The following is a 16513-nucleotide window of genomic DNA, read 5'->3' on the forward strand; positions in this document are numbered from 1 at the left end:
CTTCCCCTCTGACACCCGTGTACAATCAGTTTTTTCCTACCCGTCGTTCTGCGAAGGATTTTTCGGATGTTGTCGCGCCTTTCCGTCGTTTCCTGCTGCCTGTCCCTCGCTGCGCTCTGTGCAGCCGGTTCGGCATCAGCGCTGCAGTTGCCCTTGCCGCCGCCCGGTGAAGACATTGTCGGTCAGGTTCAGGTGATCAAGGCCAAGTACGAAGACACCTTCGCCGACCTTGGCACCACCTACGACCTGGGTTATTCGGAAATGGTCGCGGCCAACCCTGGCGTCGACGCCTGGTTGCCGGGGGCCGGTACCGAGATCGTGCTGCCGACGCGCTTCATCCTGCCGCCGGGTCCTCGCGAAGGCATTGTGATCAACCTGGCGGAATACCGGCTTTACTATTACCCCAAGGGCCAGAATGTGGTTTACACGTTCCCCTTGGGCATCGGCCGTGAAGGCTGGGGTTCGCCGGTTGCGCACACCACCATCACCGGCAAGATCCCCAACCCGACCTGGACGCCGCCCGCGTCGATCAAGGCCGAGCACGCTGCCAATGGTGACCCGCTGCCTAACGTGGTGCCTGCCGGACCGGACAACCCACTGGGCCCGTTCAAGTTCACCTTGGGCACGCCGGGTTACTTGATTCACGGTTCCAACATGAAATTTGGTATCGGCACGCGTACAAGCCACGGCTGCTTCCGCATGTTCAACAACAATGTGCTGGAGATGGCCGACATGGTGCCGGTCGGCACATCGGTGCGCATCATCAATGATGCCTACAAGTTCGGCAGCAGTGGCGGCAAGGTCTACCTTGAGGCGCATACACCGCTGAACGATGACGGCACGCCGTCCGTGGTCGACAAGCACACGGCGGTCATCAATGCTTTGCTCAAGCGTGAAGACTTGGCCAATAACCTGCGGGTGAACTGGGATCAGGTGCGCGATGTGGTGGCGGCCGAAGACGGTCTGCCAACGGAGATTGGTGTACCAGGCGCCACTGCGCCGGTGGCGTCCAGCACGCCGGTCGATCTGCAGCAGTAAGCCTGCTCGATCCCTGGCCCGCCTCAGCCTTGCGCTGCGGCGGGCTTTTTATTGCGCGGGCTTCAGGGCCGAATCCCGGGCAATAAAAAGCCGACCCAAGAATGGATCGGCTTGATAACAACCCCGAAGGATTATTACTTGCGGCTTGCTTTTTCAAGCATGCGCAGAGCGCGCTCGTTAGCTTCGTCAGCAGTCTGTTGTGCTTTTTGAGCAGCAGCCAGAGCTTCATCAGCTTTACGGTAGGCTTCGTCTGCACGAGCCTGGGAGCGAGCTGCTGCGTCTTCAGTTGCAGTCAGACGAGCTTCGGTTTCTTTGGAGACGCTGCTGCAACCGGTAGCCAGAACTGCGGCCAGAGCCAGAGCAGAGAATTTCAGAACGTTGTTCATCGTGTTCCCCTTCAAGGACTTTCTATTAAATGGCTACTTTCTCAGAGTGAGCGGATAGCCGGCGTACATACTACTCATTACTTGTAGTAAGTAAACTGACGTAGCGCAAGAAGCAAAAAAAATTCTTGCGCCGAATCTGTTTTGGCTAATCTTTAGGAGGTTTGTATAAAAACCCTCCAGATTTTTTCATTTCCCTGGGAACTCGATCCAGGCTGAGAGGTCCGGCCCGCATGTGCCGGGTCCGGTAAACAGGTAAAGATTTATATATCGAGGTTGACACTTTTTTTCAGTGGGCCGTTACCGCCTCGCGCATCTTTTGCGTATGTAGAGGTGACTTTAAGAGCGGCAGTTCGTCTCAAGATTCAACTGCCGGCAATGTTCAGGCTATCGATCACTGATTGATCGAGGCCCTTTCTGTAACCGCCAGCGGCAAGGGATGACGAGTGCGCCTTGAGCTATTGCAGCATTGGTGACTACTATTCCCTACGTGCTGGTTGTGAGCGCTATAGGTTTTCTCGTTGTCGAAACCGGCACGGGGTGGCGTAGATGTTCCTTCGCCGGAAAAACATCGGTAAGGTAGGGGTCAAAATCCAAGACCCGCGAGGAGTAGTGATGAGCGAGGCGTTGTCCATCCACCATGACCAGGCAGGTCATCAGTTCGAGACCAGTGTGGACGGTCATCGTGCCTATCTGACCTATATGGACCTCGGTAAACAGACCCTGGATATCTATCGCACCTTCGTGCCCAACGCGTTGCGGGGCCGTGGCATTGCTGCGGCGTTGACCGAAGAAGCGTTGAAGTTCGCCGAAGAGGCCGGCTACACGGTGATCCCCTCGTGCTCTTATGTAGAGCGCTACATGGAGCGCCACCAGCGCCATGCCGCGAAGCTGTAACTGAGCGACCGCACCACGAAAAACGCCGGGCTAAGCCCGGCGTTTTTGTGTGCGCGATTCAGCGGTTCAAGTGCGTTTGCGTTTCGGCAATACGTCCTTGAGCTTGGCGTGCATGCTGCGCAGGGTGGTTTCGGTGGCGGACCAGTCGATGCAGGCATCGGTGATCGACACGCCGTACTGCAAGTCGGCCAGGTCTTTTGGAATCGCCTGGCAACCCCAGTTCAGATGGCTCTCGACCATCAGGCCGATAATCGACTGGTTGCCTTCGAGGATCTGGTTGGCGACGTTTTCCATCACCAGTGGCTGCAGGGCCGGGTCCTTGTTGGAGTTGGCGTGGCTGCAGTCGACCATGATGTTCGGCTTGATGTTGGCCTTGTTCAGCGCCTGCTCGCACAGCGCAACGCTGACCGAATCATAGTTGGGTTTGCCGTTGCCGCCGCGCAAGACCACGTGACCATAGGCGTTGCCCTTGGTGGTGACGATGGACACGCCACCTTCCTGGTTGATACCCAGGAAGCGGTGGGGGCTGGACACCGATTGCAGCGCGTTGATCGCGACGGTCAGGCCGCCATCGGTGCCGTTTTTGAAACCCACGGCCGAAGACAGGCCGGACGCCATTTCGCGGTGAGTCTGGGATTCGGTGGTGCGCGCGCCGATGGCCGACCAGCTGATCAGGTCCTGCAGGTACTGCGGGGAGATCGGGTCGAGGGCTTCGGTGGCGGTGGGCAGGCCCATTTCGGCCAGGTCCAGCAGCAATTGACGACCGATGTGCAAGCCGTCCTGAATCTTGAACGAGTCGTCCAGGTACGGGTCGTTGATCAAACCTTTCCAGCCGACGGTAGTGCGCGGTTTCTCGAAGTAGACGCGCATCACCAGGTACAAGGTGTCGGACACTTCAGCCGCGAGCACTTTGAGGCGCTCGGCGTATTCGTGGGCAGCCTTGAGGTCGTGGATCGAGCAAGGGCCGATCACCACAAAGAGGCGGTGGTCGGTGCCGTCGAGAATGTCACGGATGACTTCGCGGCCCTTGGTGACGGTCTGCAGGGCAGCGTCGCTCAAAGGGATTTCGCGCTTGAGCTGATCGGGCGTGATCAGGGTCTCGTTGGATTCGACGTTAAGGTCATTGATCGGTAAATCAGCCATCGTGTTACTCGTCAGGGTCACGGGTGCCGGCCGCCAGCCATCCCCGTGCGGCGGAGCACAGCATGATTTGAATGCAGGGGGGAGGAACCTTAGCGCGTAACACGGGCCCGCGACAATGGGCAAAACCGGCTTTAATCCAGCGCCGGCGCCACAAAAGTCTCGCGGGAGAACTCACCGGCATGGCGCGAGACCCACTCGCGAGCCATGGCTTCGAGTTGCGCAGGCGTCGGCTCGGCGTCTTCATGCAAGCGGCAGTAGCGTTCGATCTGGCACACTTGCTCGCCCATTCGCGCACCGAACAAGGCGTGCTCATCGGTAAAAGAGATGCCGATGCGATAGCCTTTTTCAAGCTTGCGACACCAGGCTACATAGCCCGGATAACGGGCGCTGGCGCCCAGGGAAGGGATGCGCAGATCAACCGCCGTACCCTGGCGCCAGGCACGCGGGCAATTGCAGGCGACGCCGCCCAGGCCGATAGTGTGCAGGCGTTGGCGGGGAATGGCAGGAGCGGGGCGTTGGATTAACTCGACAGCGACATCATCAGGGTGAGGTAAAAAACGACCCATGTACACGGACTCCGAGCACCGTCCAGTTGACGGCGGTGGCAGCAGTATAGTGAAGGAACTGGAATTGACCGACCTGGATATTGACCAGCAACTGCTGGGATTGCCAGGTATTTCGTTGGTGGTATTTACCAGTGTCGGTTGTTCCAGTTGCCGCTGGGCACGCCAGCAGCTGCCCGGCTGGCGTTTGCCGGTCGACCGCGTGTGCTGGGTGGATGCCGGGCACAACGGCGGTGCGGTCGAGCGCTACCAGATCTTTCATTTGCCCGCGTTATTCCTCGTGTGCGAGGGTCAATTTCTTGGGCAGTTGCACACCCGTCTTGCACTTGCCGACCTCACCGAGGCAGTGAATCAAGCACTTACCCGCACACCAGAGGATTTGCCATGACCGCAGTTGCATCCCCGTCGCCACGCATTGGCATTATCGGCACCGGTGCTATCGGTGGGTTCTACGGCGTGATGCTGGCGCGTGCCGGGTTCGACGTGCACTTCCTGTTGCGCAGCGAATACGCGGCGGTCAGCGAGCACGGCCTGCACCTCAACAGTACGCTGCATGGCAAGTTGCACCTGCACCCGGTGCAGGCCTACGCCCGCGCTGCGGACATGCCGGCGTGCGACTGGCTGCTGGTGGGCACCAAATCCACCGGCAACGTGGACCTCGCGCCGACCATCGCCCAGGTCGCTGCGCCGGACGCCAAGGTGGTGCTGTTGCAAAACGGCCTCGACGTCGAGGACAGCCTGCGCGAACACCTGCCGCCGTCGCTGCACTTGCTGGGTGGCCTGTGCTACATCGGCGTGCACCGCTCTGCGCCGGGCGTCGTCGAGCATCAGGCCTTGGGCCGGGTCAATCTTGGTTACCACAGCGGCACAGCGGCCAACGATGAATCGCGCCAGCAGGCGATTGTCGAAGAGGGCGCCGCGCTGTTTCACCAGGCCGGTATCGAGTCCCAGGCCATGGCCAATGTGCACCAGGCTCGCTGGCACAAGCTGGTGTGGAATGTGCCGTACAACGGCCTCTCCGTGTTGCTGGGCACTGGCACCACCGCGCTGATGGCTGATGAATCGAGCCGCGAGTTGATCCAGGCATTGATGGCTGAAGTGGTCAAAGGCGCGCACGCCTGCGGCCATGAAATCCCTGCCAGTTACGCCGAGCAGATGTTCGCCATGACCGAAACCATGGACGACTACCTGCCCAGCATGTATCACGACCATGTGCACAAACGTCCGTTGGAACTGGCGGCGATCTACGCCCGGCCATTGGCCGCGGCAAAAGCGGCGGGTTGCGAATTGCCACGCATGCAGGCGCTTTACCAGGCCTTGAGTTTTATTGATCGGCACAACCGCTGATTCGGGGGAAACACCATGGCGAAGGGATTGGGCGACAAACTGGTGCTGGCGATTTCGTCGCGTGCACTGTTCGACCTGAGTGACAGTCACAAGGTCTACCTGGCCGAAGGGGTAGAGGCGTACCGCAAGTACCAGATCGAGCACGAGGAAGAAACCCTCGAGCCCGGCGATGCCTTCCCTTTGGTCAAGAAGCTCTTGAGCCTTAACGCCAGCCTGGGCCGGGCCCGCGTCGAAGTGGTGCTGGTGTCGCGCAACAGTGCCGACACCGGCTTGCGCGTGTTCAATTCGATCCAGCATTACGGCCTGGATATTTCCCGCGCCGCGTTCGTTGGCGGGCGCAGTCCCTATCCTTACCTGGCCGCATTTGGCTGCCACCTGTTTCTGTCGACCCATGCCGAAGATGTGCGCAGTGCACTGGATGCCGGGTTTGCCGCGGCGACGATTCTGTCGGGCGGCCCGCATCGGGCCTCGAGTGAGGAATTGCGGATTGCGTTCGACGGCGATGCGGTGCTGTTTTCCGATGAGTCCGAGCGTGTCTATCAATCAGGCGGGCTGGAGGCGTTTCTGGCCAACGAGCGCGAGTCGGCGCGCCAGCCGTTGCACGGTGGTCCGTTCAAGGGGTTCCTGGCGGCGCTTAACGTGTTGCAGAGCGAGTTCGCAGACGAGGCGTGCCCGATTCGCACAGCGTTGGTTACCGCGCGTTCGGCGCCGTCCCACGAGCGGGTGATTCGTACCCTGCGCGAATGGGATATCCGTCTGGACGAGTCGTTGTTCCTCGGTGGCCTGGAGAAATCCGCGTTTCTGGAGGCGTTCGCCGCCGATGTGTTTTTCGATGACCAGGCCGGTCATTGCGAGAAGGCCAGGGAGGTGGTGGCCACCGGGCATGTGCCCCACGGCATCAGCAATGAGTTGAAAATCCACACCGAGAGCTGAGCCCCAGTCCCGCAGGCGCTGCTAAGCTCATTCAATCCCCGCCATCCTGGCCGTCCAGGAGGTTCTATGATTCGTTCGATGCTGTACGCCACGGACCTCGGTCTGTATGCGCCCTATGTCATGCAGCATGCGCTGGCACTGGCCCGAACGTTCAAGGCGGATTTGTATGTGATTCATGTGGTCGAGCCGATCGGGCTGTTCGCCGAATCGGTGTTGCAAAGCTACCTTGATGAGAAAGCCCTGAACGAATGGCAGAGCCAGGGGCTGACCACGGTGATGGCAACCATCGAGCAGCGGGTGCTGGACAGTTTTCGCGAGGAGCTGGGGGAAGGGGAGCAGGACCTGAAATTGATTCGCTCGGTGCGCGTGATCCAGGGCGACCCGTGCGAGGTGATTCTCGACCAGCTGCGAAAACTTTCCGTCGACTTGTTGATCGTAGGAAGTCACAGCCACGCAACGGCCGCTGCCACGCCGCTGGGGCGCACGGCCGCCAGGGTGCTGCAGTTGGCGACAGTGCCGGTTTATATGGTGCCCTCGCTGCAGCGCCGGCGCAGTGACGATGCCTGATCGGTAAAAACGATAAAAAGTTCTAGATTTATCCGTCTAACCTTTAATATAGTTATATACCGTCGCTGATACCCGTGGCGTCTATCTGCTTTGAGGGACACATATGAAGCTTCAACAACTGCGCTACATCTGGGAAGTGGCGCACCACGACCTCAACGTTTCCGCTACCGCTCAAAGCCTTTACACCTCGCAACCCGGTATCAGCAAGCAGATCCGCCTGCTCGAAGACGAGCTGGGCGTCGAAGTGTTCGCGCGCAGCGGCAAGCACTTGACCCGCGTCACCCGGCCGGCGAGCGCATCATCACCACCGCCGGCGAGATCCTGCGCAAAGTCGAAAGCATCAAGCAGATTGCCCAGGAATTCTCCAACGAGAAAAAAGGCACCCTGTCGATCGCCACCACGCATACCCAGGCGCGTTATGCCTTGCCGCCGGTGATCCGCGATTTCATCAAGCAATACCCGGACGTCGCCCTGCACATGCACCAGGGTTCGCCGATGCAGATCGCCGAGATGGCCGCTGACGGCACCGTCGATTTCGCCATCGCCACCGAAGCCCTCGAGCTGTTCGGCGACCTGGTGATGATGCCGTGCTACCGCTGGAACCGTTGCGTGGTCGTGCCCCAGGGTCACCCGTTGGCCAAGCTGCCGAAGTTGACCCTCGAAGCCCTGGCCGAATACCCGATCGTGACTTACGTATTCGGTTTCACCGGCCGCTCCAAGCTCGACGAAGCCTTCAGCCATCGCGGCCTTACGCCGAAAGTGGTGTTTACCGCAGCCGACGCCGACGTGATCAAGACTTACGTCCGACTGGGCCTGGGCGTGGGTATCGTGGCCAAGATGGCGGTCGATACCAACCTCGACAAAGACCTGGTGGTGCTCGACGCCAGCGAGCTGTTCGAGTCCAGCGTGACCAAGATCGGTTTCCGTCGTGGCACGTTCCTGCGTGGCTTCATGTGCGACTTCATCGAGAAATTCGCGCCGCACCTGACCCGCGAAGTCATGGCCAAGGCGATTCAGTGCCACAACAAGCAAGAACTGGAAGAGCTGTTTGACGGCGTAGAACTGCCCGTCCACTGAGTGGCTTATCGGGCCTCGGTAACCGTGAAGTGTTGCCGGGCGCCCGCCACCAGAATCTCCACCTCATCACCCTCGAACTTGCCCAGCAGGCTTTTGCCCAGCGGCGAGCGCGGGGTGATGACGGTCACCGGTTGCCCCACTACGTCGACTTTCAAGCCCGCCGCATCCGGCGCCAGGAACAGCCACTGCTGGCGACCGTTCTCGTCTTCCAAACCCAGTAGCGCGCCGACCTCTATGCCGCGCTGATCGTCGTAAGCACGCAACTGCAGGTTCTGGCACAGCGCCAGCGATTGCTTGATTTCTTCGACGCGCTTGGCTTGCCCGGCCGCGAGGTAAGACGCTTCCAGCCCCAGCGTGTCGTATTTGTTCTCGGCGATATTCTCTTCGTGGGTCGCGGTCTCGTAGGCGGTCTGCGCGGCGCGCTGGGCAATGTCGAGGTCGACGGTGAGTTTTTCCAGGATCAACTGGAGGACGGCGTGCTTATTCATGGGCATCAATCGCAGAATTGCAGGACATTCGCCTTGCTCTTTTCATTGGGCGCGTTCTGGTCCTGTTGCAGCCAGAACTGGCATTTGGGATTGGACAGGTTGCGCGCGTTGTTGCGCGCCTGGTCCAGGGTTTGCTGTTGTTCCTGCTTGCGAAGGTTTTCCTGGTACTGCTCGAACATACGGTTCGGCGGCTCTGACGCAACAACGCTGGCGGGCTTGCCCAGTTGCTGGACGGCCTGCGCCACCGGCGCCAGGCTTTGCGGGAACACGTAGCGCGACGCCAGCCAGGTGGTCAGCACAATGGCGATAAACCCCAGCCACAGGCCGAACGCCACTGCGATACTGAGCTTGAACAGCGACAACGAACGATCAGACATAGTGGCCTCCTGGCGGGCATTTGCGGCGTGGCGGCAATTGTCGCACAGCCACTGTGCAGAATAATCGCGATCAAGCCTTCTGCATCGGCGCATTTATGCGGACAATCGAGCCTTTGAGTGTTGGAGCCCGGAATGAAAGCCCGCTGGGATATTTTTTGCAGCGTCGTCGACAACTACGGCGACATCGGCGTGACCTGGCGCCTGGCCCGGCAATTGGTGGTGGAGCACGCCTGCGACGTGCGCTTGTGGGTCGATGACTTGCGTGCTTTTGAACGCATGTGCCCAGAGATTGATGTGCAACTGAACCAGCAATGGCAGGAGGGCGTAGAGGTGTGCCATTGGCCTGCACAATGGCGCGACACGCCTTGCGCCGATGTAGTGATCGCAGCCTTTGCCTGCCAGTTGCCACCTGAGTACATGGAAGCCATGGCCGCGCGCGACCGCACGCCGTTGTGGATGAACCTGGACTACCTCAGCGCTGAAGACTGGGTGGTGGGTTGCCATCGCCTGCCGTCGGTGAAGTTCAAGGGCGTACAGAAGTATTTCTTCTTTCCTGGCTTTCGGCCGGGCACTGGCGGGCTTTTACGCGAAGGCGGCTTGCTGGAGCAGCGTCAGGCTTTTCAAGAGGATCGCGCCGCACAGCGACAATTCCTGCAAGCGCTGGGCGTATTTCCGGCAGATGGCGCGCGTTTGATGTCGCTGTTTGCCTACGAAAACGCCGGGCTCGCCGGTTGGCTGGACGTGCTGGCGACGGACGGGCGTGCCACTCATCTGTTGGTGCCGGAAGGGCGCATCCTTGGCGATGTGCAGCGCTGGCTCGGCGTGGAAGGGCTGGCGGTGGGGGCGGTGCATCAGCGCGATGCCCTGACGGTGCAGGTGTTGCCGTTCGTACGCCAGGAGCAATATGACCGCCTGCTGTGGTGCTGCGACTTCAACGCCGTGCGCGGCGAGGACTCGTTCGTACGGGCCCAATGGGCCGGGCGGCCGATGCTGTGGCACATCTATCGCCAGGACGAAGACATCCATCTGGACAAGCTCGATGCCTTCCTGCAGCTGTACACCGGCGCCTTATCGCCCGCCGCCAAGGCAGCGGTGGTTGCCCTTTGGCAAGCCTGGAACGCTGATGGCGATATGGCACAACCGTGGAAAATGCTGCTGGAGCACTGGCCAGAGGTGTGTCAGAACGCCCAGGCGTGGTGTCTGGAACAAGGCTTGCAGGCTGATCTTGCGACGGCGCTGGTACAGTTTTATGAAAGTTGGATATGATACGCGACCTTGATTTTTGTAAATCCCATCCAAATTTCGGATATACGCAATGAAAACTGGTAAAGAACTGAAACCCGGTACAGTGATCCGTCTCGAAAACGACCCTTGGCTGGTTCAGAAAGCTGAGTTCACCAAGTCTGGTCGTAACAGCGCAATCATGAAGACCAAGCTGAAGAACCTGCTGACCGGTTACAAGACCGAGATCGTTTACAGCGCCGACGACAAACTGGACGACGTGATCCTCGACCGCAAAGAAGCGACCCTGTCCTTCATCAGCGGCGACACCTACACGTTCATGGACACCACCGACTACACCATGTACGAGCTGAACGCTGAAGATATCGAAGCTGTTCTGCCGTTCGTTGAAGAAGGCATGGAAGACGTCTGCGAAGCGATCTTCTTCGAAGACCGCCTGGTTTCCGTAGAGCTGCCGACCACTATCGTGCGTAAAGTTGCCTACACCGAAGGTTCCGCTCGCGGCGACACTTCGGGCAAGGTCATGAAGCCTGCCAAACTGGCTAACGGTACCGAGCTGCAAGTGGCTGATTTCATCGAAATCGACGACCTGATCGAGATCGACACCCGTGAAGGTGGTTCGTACAAAGGTCGCGCCAAGAAGTAATTCTGGCCCCGCCGATACGAAAAAAAGCCCGACCTTGAGTCGGGCTTTTTCATGGGCGCCTGTTTAGTTCAGGTGTTGCTTGAGCGCTTGAGAGGCCTGCTGCAAGGCTGAACGGACTTCCGGCACCTAGGGTCGCGCCTTAGGTCTGGTTGATCGCCACCGGGTAATGCGCTTGCGGCGAACGCGGTGTTGATCGACAGCGCGAGCAGGGTGCCGAGGGCTTTACCCATTATGTTCATGGCCTTCTCCAGTGGCGGCAAAGGGCATCAGACAGTCACGTGCAGGCGCACATCGACGTTGCCACGGGTGGCGTTGGAGTACGGGCAGACTTGGTGAGCCGCGTCGACCAGGCTTTGCGCATCATCCTGCGCCAGGCCCGGCAGGCTCACGTGCAAGTCGATGTCCAGGCCGAAACCGCCGGGGATTTGACCGATGCCGACGTGGGCAGTGATCGAAGCGTCATCCGGGATTTTGCGTTTGGTCTGGCTGGCGACGAACTTCAGCGCGCCGATGAAGCAGGCCGAGTAGCCGGCCGCGAACAGTTGCTCAGGGTTGGTGGCTTGGCCGCCGGCGCCGCCCAGCTCTTTGGGGGTGGAGAGTTTGACGTCGAGGATGTTGTCGTTGGAAACAGCACGACCATCACGGCCGCCGGTGGCGGTGGCTACTGCGGTATAGAGCGTTTGCATGGTGTCGTCCTCTTGGTTTTTTAGCGCTAAATGTTTGCGCGTTAAGTAGTTGGTGAGGGCGAATGTATAGCGCTAATGTTTAGTGCGCAAGGTAAATTTACAAAAATCTTTTCCGGACGTTATTTTCTGGCACACACCCAAACAAATGTGGGAGCTGGCTTGCCTGCGATTGCGCAGTGTCAGCCAATGTATTCATGACTGATGTACCGCGATCGCAGGCAAGCCAGCTCCCACCTTTTTACTGCGTGAATGCCTTTAAATGGCGTCTTGCAGATTTCCCCGCAAGGCAATCAAATCACTTTGCAACTTGCGCAACTGCTCCAGCTGTAACCCGCTGGCGCCGAGGATGCACTGCGGGATGCCCATGGCTTTTTCCTGCAACGCACGGCCTGCCTGGGTCAATTCCACCACCACCACACGTTCATCTTCGCGGCTGCGGGTCCGGCTGAGCAGGCCTTCGGCCTCTAACCGCTTAAGCAGCGGCGTCAGCGAACCCGGATCGGTCAGCAGGCGAGTGCTGATTTCGCCGACGGTCAAACCATCCTCTTCCCACAGCACCATCATCGCCAGGTACTGCGGATAGGTCAGGCCGAGGGCTTGCAGCAGCGGCTTGTAGACCTTGGTCATCAGCAACGAAGTGGAGTGCAGGGCGAAACACAACTGGTTATCCAGCATGAGGGATTCGCAAGGGTCGGGATTTTTGCGCATGACAGTGCCTCGAAAAAGCGTATATGGGCTGGAATCTAGCGATCAAACCTTTAATGCGCCAGATAATTCTGGCTATTGGGTCAGACCAGGCCGCTTTGTAATGCCAGATCCCAGGGCGGTACCGGGCTGAAGCGGGACTTGAGGTATTCCAGCAGCAGGCGGCTGCGTGCATTGGCCTGCTGTTCCAGACGCAGCGCGTAAATGCCGGTGGTTTCCGGGCTGGGCAGGCCGTTTTCGCAAAACAGCGGTAATAACTCACCACGCACCAGGTATTCACTGGCCAGCCACGTCGGCAAATGCGCGATGCCCAGCCCGGCGAGCGCGCCGCACAGCAGTGCTTCGGCATTATTGGCACTCAGACGAATGCGTTGCGGGCGATAGGTGGCGCGGCGCCCGTCCAGCTCGAAGCGCCAGGCGAACATCGGCGCCAGGCCGTCCCAGTCGAGGCCATCATGCTCGCTCAGGTCCCGAGGATGGGTCGGCGTGCCACGGCTTTTGAGGTAAGCGGGACTGGCGCAGGCGATGCGCACGATGCTGGCCAATGGCGTGGCAATCAAGCGGGTGTCGACGATGTGCCCGGCGCGCAGCACCAGGTCGACCTTGCCCAAGTGGGCGCCCTGCATGTCGACAAAGCTGTCGATCAAATGCAGGTGCACATCCAGCCCCGGATACACGTTCAGAAAGTCGGCAATCACCGGCGCCAAGTGCCGTCGGCCGAAGGCTGCCGGCGCGTCCACGCGGATCAGGCCCTCCGGCGCGTGGCTCAACGACACCGCCTCGGCCCGGGCCAGTTGCAACTCGCTGACAATCCGTCGCGCCCGTTCGGCAAACGCCAGGCCTGCCGGTGTTGGTACCACGGCATGGGTGCTGCGCTGAAACAAGCGGCTGCCGACCGAGCTTTCCAGGCTGTCAATGCGCCGAGCCACCGCTGAAGGGGTCAGCGGATGGCGGCGGGCGGCGGCGGAAAAACTGCCGGTTTCCAGCACATCAAGAAACAGGCTCAGTTGGTCGGTCAAGGTATTGGGGTTCATGAGGAGGCGCTTATGCGAGTTCGGCACAGCCATTGTGCGTTGCTGTGCGTTTCCACGCCACAGGCGACTGCGTAGCATGCTTCGCCTGGGCTTTTGGAGTGATGCGCGGTGTTGGATTTAGCGATTTACCTGGTATTGGGCGCAGCCCTGGGCACGGTCGGCGGCCTGTTCGGCATTGGCGGCGGGCTGATTGCCATCCCGGTGTTGGGCGTGTTGTTTGGGCTGGATCAACAGCTCGCCCAAGGCACCGCGCTAGTGATGGTGGTGCCCAATGTGATGCTGGCGCTTTGGCGTTATCACCAGCGTAACCGTATCGAATTGCGCCACGCGTTGCCGTTGGGTGTCATGGGTTTCTGCTTTGCCTGGCTGGGCTCCATCTGGGCGGTGGGCCTGGACGCCGGCGCGATGCGCATCGGTTTTATTGCATTCCTGCTGACGCTCTCCGCCTACAACTTGCTGCGCATGTTCACTCGCAATGCGCCGCCGACTGCGCAGATGCGTTATTCCTGGCCTTGGCTCGGCGTGCTCGGCGCCGCCTCGGGTTCCATGGGCGGCTTGTTTGGCGTGGGTGGCGCAGTGGTGGCGACGCCGGTGCTGACCAGTCTTTTCGGTACCACCCAAGTGGTCGCTCAAGGCTTGTCGCTGGCGTTGGCGCTGCCCAGCACCAGCGTGACCCTGGTCACCTACGCCTGGCATCAGGAGGTGGATTGGATGATCGGCGTGCCGTTGGCGGTCGGTGGCCTGCTCAGTATCAGTTGGGGGGTAAAAGTCGCCCACGCGCTGCCGGAACGGGTATTGCGCGGCCTGTTCTGCGGCTTTCTGGCGGTGTGCGCGGTGATGCTGACGTTTAAAGTCTGAAGCCTTCGAGGATGTATTCGGCCAGGCATTCGGTGATGGGCGAGGCCATCGCCGGGTTGCGCAGCAGGCGCAGGCTCATCGACGGCAGAGGCGGAAAGCCTTCATCGCTGCCCAGGATCCGTAAGTCGTCGGTCACCAGGCCTTCCATGCTGACCATCACCGCCAGCCCCGAGCCGACCACGGCCTGAATCGCCGCGACGTTGGAACTGTGGTACGCCAGGCGATAATCGATGCCGGCAGCATCCAGCGCGGTGCGGGTCCATTGGGTGCAAAAGCTGTCGACGCCGGAAATGGCCAGGGGCAGGGTCTCGTGCTCATCCACGCAGAAGCACGGCGCCGCCACCCAGACCATGCGCTCACTGCGCAGCAATTCGCCGATTTCATTGCCGGGCTCGCGGCTGATCACGGTCAGCGCCAGGTCGCGCCGCTGCATCAACACCGCCGACGACTCGCAGTGCATTTCGATCTGGATCAGCGGGTAGGCCTTGGAAAACCGTTTGAGAATCCCCGGCAGGAAACGCATCACGTAATCATCCGGCGTGCCGATGCGCACCAGCCCGACCATATGAGGTTCGCGCAGGGTGTTGAACACCTCACTGTGCAGTTTCAGGATGCGCCGCGCATAACCCAGCAATACCTGGCCTTCGGCCGTCAGCCGCACTTGACGACCGTCGCGCTCGAACAGCTTGCGCTGCAGCACGTCTTCTTCGAGGCGCTTCATTTGCATGCTCACCGCCGACTGTGTGCGGTTGACCAGTTCACCGGCGCGGGTAAAGCCGCCCTGATCGGCGATGGCGACGAAGGTGCGCAGCACTTCAGTGTCGATGCTTGGGTAGCCGGACAATTGATCAATCTCCGAGATGTATTACATAAGAAACATTCGTTGGATTGATCATAGTGCCAGGCACACACTCTCGTCATCCCCATTGGAGGGCGAGAAGATGAAAGGTCAGAAAGGTTTTGTGTTGATGACGAAACGTCCGTTTTCCGGATTTTTCCAGCGGGTTGCCCGGTGGCAGGCGCTGCACCATGAGCGCCAGGCGCTGGCGAGTTTGAGCGACGATGCGCTCAAGGACATCGGGCTTAATCGGGGCGATGTGGAGCAGGACAGTCACCTGCATTTCTGGCAAGACCCGCTGCGAAAGTAACCTGGAATGCAGTAGGGTTGTCGGCGAGCCCATACGGAGAGACTCATGCCCGCCGACCTGTCTTTTTCACTCAAGCACGCTCGACGCATGGCGCTGGCGGCCCAGGGTTTTTCCGGGCGCCAGGCGCCGGCACTGATCAAGGCTACGCATCTCAATCGTTTGATCGAGCGCTTGGGTGTGCTGCAGATCGATTCGGTCAACGCCGTGGTGCGCTCGCATTACCTGCCGCTGTTTTCCCGCCTTGGCCAGTACTCCCCGCTGATCCTCGAACAAGCTGCCTGGAGCCAGGGGCGGCGGCGCTCGCTCTTTGAGTATTGGGGCCATGAGGCCTCGTTGCTGCCCATGGCGCTGTACCCGTTGATGCGCTGGCGCATGGAGCGGGCCAAGCAGGGCCAAGGGATTTATGCGCAAATGGCGCGTTTCGGGCGTGAACAGCAGGCCACCATCCAGCGCGTGCTGCAGACCGTCGAGCAACAGGGCGCGGTGGGTGCTGGCAGCTTGTCCACCCGTGAGGAGCGCGCCGGCCCGTGGTGGGATTGGAGTGATGAAAAGCACGCACTGGAATGGTTGTTTGCCGCAGGGTTGGTCACGGTGGCGGGGCGGCGCGGGTTTGAGCGGCTCTATGATTTGCCCGAGCGCGTCATCCCCGCCGACCTCATTCTGGCCACCGTGAGCGAGGCCGAGGCCCAGCGCGGTTTGTTGCTGCACAGCGCGACTGCCTTGGGCGTCGGTACCGAAAAGGATCTGCGCGATTATTTCCGCCTGGACCCTGCCGACAGTCGTGGCCGCTTGGCCGAGCTGGTCGAGGATGGGCAACTGCGTGTGTGTCAGGTGCAGGGCTGGAAGCAACCGGCGTACTGCCTGCCAGAACCGAAGGTACCGCGCAAAGTACCGGCCAGTGCCTTGTTGTCGCCGTTCGACTCACTGATCTGGGAGCGCAGCCGAACCGAGCGATTGTTTGATTTTCGCTACCGTCTGGAGATCTACACCCCGCAAGACAAGCGGGTGTACGGCTATTACGTGCTGCCGTTTTTGCACAATGAGCGGATCGCCGCGCGTGTCGACCTGCGCGCCGAACGCGCCCATGGGCGGCTGGCTGTGCATGCGGTGCACGAAGAAGAGCCGGGGCTGGACGAGGAGGGGATGCAGGCGCTGGCCTTGAACCTGCGGCAGATGGCTGATTGGTTGGGGCTGGAACAGGTCCAGCTCAACTGCCAGCGGCCGAGTGCTGCCCGCTTAAGGGTGGCGATGCTGCAAACCTGAGTTGCAGCTGGTTTTTGTGGCAAGCGGGCTTGTTGTGGCGAGCGGGCTTGCCCCGCGTTGGGTGGCGAAGCCGCCCCAAAACCATCCACCTCATTCTTCCAGACACACCGCAGTGGTT

20 protein-coding genes and 1 pseudogene are annotated in these 16513 nt (G+C 60.3%); 12 read left to right on the plus strand and 9 right to left on the minus strand.

The window, feature by feature from the left end; all coding sequences use genetic code 11:
- The first annotated feature begins 66 nt into the window (after positions 1-66).
- Complete coding sequence (locus AB5I78_RS08920; RefSeq protein ID WP_145163219.1) at positions 67-1038, plus strand: L,D-transpeptidase family protein; 972 nt, start codon at positions 67-69, stop codon at positions 1036-1038.
- A 134-nt stretch (positions 1039-1172) separates the two neighbouring features.
- Here AB5I78_RS08920 and oprI read toward each other — a convergent pair whose 3' ends face one another.
- Positions 1173-1424 carry an outer membrane lipoprotei OprI gene (gene oprI / locus AB5I78_RS08925; protein WP_003172710.1) on the minus strand — a complete coding sequence of 84 codons (252 nt, stop codon included), beginning with the start codon at positions 1422-1424 and terminating at the stop codon, positions 1173-1175.
- Positions 1425-2036: 612 nt separating this feature from the next.
- Between oprI and AB5I78_RS08930 the strand changes: the two genes are divergently transcribed.
- Positions 2037-2318: a GNAT family N-acetyltransferase gene (locus AB5I78_RS08930; protein ID WP_122539620.1), complete on the plus strand. Its 282-nt coding sequence runs from the start codon at positions 2037-2039 to the stop codon at positions 2316-2318.
- A 66-nt stretch (positions 2319-2384) separates the two neighbouring features.
- Here the strand turns inward: AB5I78_RS08930 and AB5I78_RS08935 are convergent, their stop codons facing one another.
- Together AB5I78_RS08935 and AB5I78_RS08940 are read right to left on the minus strand one after the other, a co-directional pair.
- On the minus strand, positions 2385-3461 hold the full coding sequence (locus AB5I78_RS08935) for a 3-deoxy-7-phosphoheptulonate synthase (RefSeq protein WP_145163221.1): 1077 nt from the start codon (positions 3459-3461) through the stop codon (positions 2385-2387).
- 131 nt (positions 3462-3592) lie between these two features.
- Positions 3593-4027 carry a PilZ domain-containing protein gene (locus AB5I78_RS08940; RefSeq protein ID WP_106576830.1) on the minus strand — a complete coding sequence of 145 codons (435 nt, stop codon included), beginning with the start codon at positions 4025-4027 and terminating at the stop codon, positions 3593-3595.
- Here AB5I78_RS08940 and AB5I78_RS08945 point away from each other — a divergent pair.
- The 5 genes and pseudogenes from AB5I78_RS08945 to cysB all read left to right on the plus strand — a co-directional run bounded on the left by AB5I78_RS08945 (position 4026) and on the right by cysB (position 7948).
- Positions 4026-4412 (plus strand): thioredoxin, encoded by a 387-nt coding sequence (locus tag AB5I78_RS08945; protein WP_119739477.1) that lies wholly within the window; start codon positions 4026-4028, stop codon positions 4410-4412. The genes AB5I78_RS08940 and AB5I78_RS08945 overlap by 2 nt on opposite strands.
- A complete protein-coding gene (locus tag AB5I78_RS08950) occupies positions 4409-5371 on the plus strand; it encodes a putative 2-dehydropantoate 2-reductase (protein WP_242193801.1) in 963 nt (320 codons plus the stop codon). Before AB5I78_RS08945 ends, AB5I78_RS08950 begins: the two co-directional genes overlap by 4 nt.
- A gap of 15 nt (positions 5372-5386) precedes the next feature.
- On the plus strand, positions 5387-6304 hold the full coding sequence (locus tag AB5I78_RS08955; RefSeq protein ID WP_145163225.1) for a 5'-nucleotidase: 918 nt from the start codon (positions 5387-5389) through the stop codon (positions 6302-6304).
- Positions 6305-6370: 66 nt separating this feature from the next.
- Complete coding sequence (locus AB5I78_RS08960; RefSeq protein WP_369300537.1) at positions 6371-6871, plus strand: universal stress protein; 501 nt, start codon at positions 6371-6373, stop codon at positions 6869-6871.
- Positions 6872-6974: 103 nt separating this feature from the next.
- A pseudogene (cysB, locus tag AB5I78_RS08965) lies at positions 6975-7948 on the plus strand (HTH-type transcriptional regulator CysB).
- A gap of 5 nt (positions 7949-7953) precedes the next feature.
- Here the strand turns inward: cysB and AB5I78_RS08970 are convergent.
- Positions 7954-8436 (minus strand): GreA/GreB family elongation factor, encoded by a 483-nt coding sequence (locus AB5I78_RS08970; RefSeq protein WP_200623094.1) that lies wholly within the window; start codon positions 8434-8436, stop codon positions 7954-7956.
- A 5-nt stretch (positions 8437-8441) separates the two neighbouring features.
- Positions 8442-8813: a hypothetical protein gene (locus tag AB5I78_RS08975; RefSeq protein WP_369300536.1), complete on the minus strand. Its 372-nt coding sequence runs from the start codon at positions 8811-8813 to the stop codon at positions 8442-8444.
- Positions 8814-8945: 132 nt separating this feature from the next.
- On the opposite strand from AB5I78_RS08975, the gene earP reads away from it, so the two are divergent.
- Both earP and AB5I78_RS08985 read left to right on the plus strand, forming a co-directional pair.
- Positions 8946-10079 (plus strand): elongation factor P maturation arginine rhamnosyltransferase EarP, encoded by a 1134-nt coding sequence (earP, locus tag AB5I78_RS08980; protein WP_369300534.1) that lies wholly within the window; start codon positions 8946-8948, stop codon positions 10077-10079.
- Between the two features lie 49 nt (positions 10080-10128).
- A complete protein-coding gene (locus AB5I78_RS08985) occupies positions 10129-10701 on the plus strand; it encodes an elongation factor P (protein WP_003218698.1) in 573 nt (190 codons plus the stop codon).
- 266 nt (positions 10702-10967) lie between these two features.
- Here the strand turns inward: AB5I78_RS08985 and AB5I78_RS08990 are convergent, their stop codons facing one another.
- The 3 genes from AB5I78_RS08990 to AB5I78_RS09000 form a co-directional block, all read right to left on the minus strand.
- Positions 10968-11387, minus strand: a complete 420-nt coding sequence (locus AB5I78_RS08990) for an organic hydroperoxide resistance protein (protein ID WP_223016187.1) — start codon at positions 11385-11387, stop codon at positions 10968-10970.
- A 255-nt stretch (positions 11388-11642) separates the two neighbouring features.
- Positions 11643-12095, minus strand: coding sequence for a MarR family winged helix-turn-helix transcriptional regulator (locus tag AB5I78_RS08995; RefSeq protein ID WP_179606946.1), 453 nt, complete (start codon positions 12093-12095; stop codon positions 11643-11645).
- Between the two features lie 80 nt (positions 12096-12175).
- The gene (locus tag AB5I78_RS09000; protein ID WP_145165132.1) at positions 12176-13126 is read right to left on the minus strand and encodes a LysR family transcriptional regulator; all 951 of its coding nucleotides are present in this window, start codon (positions 13124-13126) and stop codon (positions 12176-12178) included.
- Positions 13127-13234: 108 nt separating this feature from the next.
- On the opposite strand from AB5I78_RS09000, the gene AB5I78_RS09005 reads away from it, so the two are divergent.
- A complete protein-coding gene (locus tag AB5I78_RS09005) occupies positions 13235-13984 on the plus strand; it encodes a sulfite exporter TauE/SafE family protein (protein WP_145165129.1) in 750 nt (249 codons plus the stop codon).
- Here AB5I78_RS09005 and AB5I78_RS09010 read toward each other — a convergent pair.
- Entirely contained in the window at positions 13974-14828 is an 855-nt protein-coding gene (locus AB5I78_RS09010; RefSeq protein ID WP_145165127.1) for a LysR family transcriptional regulator, read from the minus strand. The two genes, AB5I78_RS09005 and AB5I78_RS09010, sit on opposite strands and share 11 nt — an antisense overlap.
- 97 nt (positions 14829-14925) lie before the next feature.
- Here AB5I78_RS09010 and AB5I78_RS09015 point away from each other — a divergent pair, with 97 nt between their 5' ends.
- Positions 14926-15132 (plus strand): DUF1127 domain-containing protein, encoded by a 207-nt coding sequence (locus AB5I78_RS09015; RefSeq protein WP_234452476.1) that lies wholly within the window; start codon positions 14926-14928, stop codon positions 15130-15132.
- Between the two features lie 45 nt (positions 15133-15177).
- A complete protein-coding gene (locus tag AB5I78_RS09020; protein ID WP_369300533.1) occupies positions 15178-16395 on the plus strand; it encodes a winged helix-turn-helix domain-containing protein in 1218 nt (405 codons plus the stop codon).
- Positions 16396-16513 lie beyond the last annotated feature (118 nt).

Source organism: Pseudomonas sp. N2-3-1-14, from assembly GCF_041228395.1.
GTDB lineage: Bacteria > Pseudomonadota > Gammaproteobacteria > Pseudomonadales > Pseudomonadaceae > Aquipseudomonas.

What these genes read in the sequence shown, in the direction of transcription:
- oprI (WP_003172710.1), bottom strand. Translation starts at nt 1,424, where the DNA reads ATGAACAACGTTCTGAAATTCTCTGCTCTGGCTCTGGCCGCAGTTCTG.
- earP (WP_369300534.1), top strand. Translation starts at nt 8,946, where the DNA reads ATGAAAGCCCGCTGGGATATTTTTTGCAGCGTCGTCGACAACTACGGC.
- AB5I78_RS09020 (WP_369300533.1), top strand. Translation starts at nt 15,178, where the DNA reads ATGCCCGCCGACCTGTCTTTTTCACTCAAGCACGCTCGACGCATGGCG.
- AB5I78_RS08920 (WP_145163219.1), top strand. Translation starts at nt 67, where the DNA reads ATGTTGTCGCGCCTTTCCGTCGTTTCCTGCTGCCTGTCCCTCGCTGCG.
- AB5I78_RS08995 (WP_179606946.1), bottom strand. Translation starts at nt 12,095, where the DNA reads ATGCGCAAAAATCCCGACCCTTGCGAATCCCTCATGCTGGATAACCAG.
- AB5I78_RS08945 (WP_119739477.1), top strand. Translation starts at nt 4,026, where the DNA reads ATGTACACGGACTCCGAGCACCGTCCAGTTGACGGCGGTGGCAGCAGT.
- AB5I78_RS08985 (WP_003218698.1), top strand. Translation starts at nt 10,129, where the DNA reads ATGAAAACTGGTAAAGAACTGAAACCCGGTACAGTGATCCGTCTCGAA.
- AB5I78_RS09015 (WP_234452476.1), top strand. Translation starts at nt 14,926, where the DNA reads ATGAAAGGTCAGAAAGGTTTTGTGTTGATGACGAAACGTCCGTTTTCC.
- AB5I78_RS08940 (WP_106576830.1), bottom strand. Translation starts at nt 4,027, where the DNA reads ATGGGTCGTTTTTTACCTCACCCTGATGATGTCGCTGTCGAGTTAATC.
- AB5I78_RS08990 (WP_223016187.1), bottom strand. Translation starts at nt 11,387, where the DNA reads ATGCAAACGCTCTATACCGCAGTAGCCACCGCCACCGGCGGCCGTGAT.
- AB5I78_RS08950 (WP_242193801.1), top strand. Translation starts at nt 4,409, where the DNA reads ATGACCGCAGTTGCATCCCCGTCGCCACGCATTGGCATTATCGGCACC.
- AB5I78_RS08975 (WP_369300536.1), bottom strand. Translation starts at nt 8,813, where the DNA reads ATGTCTGATCGTTCGTTGTCGCTGTTCAAGCTCAGTATCGCAGTGGCG.
- AB5I78_RS08935 (WP_145163221.1), bottom strand. Translation starts at nt 3,461, where the DNA reads ATGGCTGATTTACCGATCAATGACCTTAACGTCGAATCCAACGAGACC.
- AB5I78_RS09000 (WP_145165132.1), bottom strand. Translation starts at nt 13,126, where the DNA reads ATGAACCCCAATACCTTGACCGACCAACTGAGCCTGTTTCTTGATGTG.
- AB5I78_RS08970 (WP_200623094.1), bottom strand. Translation starts at nt 8,436, where the DNA reads ATGAATAAGCACGCCGTCCTCCAGTTGATCCTGGAAAAACTCACCGTC.
- AB5I78_RS08930 (WP_122539620.1), top strand. Translation starts at nt 2,037, where the DNA reads ATGAGCGAGGCGTTGTCCATCCACCATGACCAGGCAGGTCATCAGTTC.
- AB5I78_RS08955 (WP_145163225.1), top strand. Translation starts at nt 5,387, where the DNA reads ATGGCGAAGGGATTGGGCGACAAACTGGTGCTGGCGATTTCGTCGCGT.
- AB5I78_RS08960 (WP_369300537.1), top strand. Translation starts at nt 6,371, where the DNA reads ATGATTCGTTCGATGCTGTACGCCACGGACCTCGGTCTGTATGCGCCC.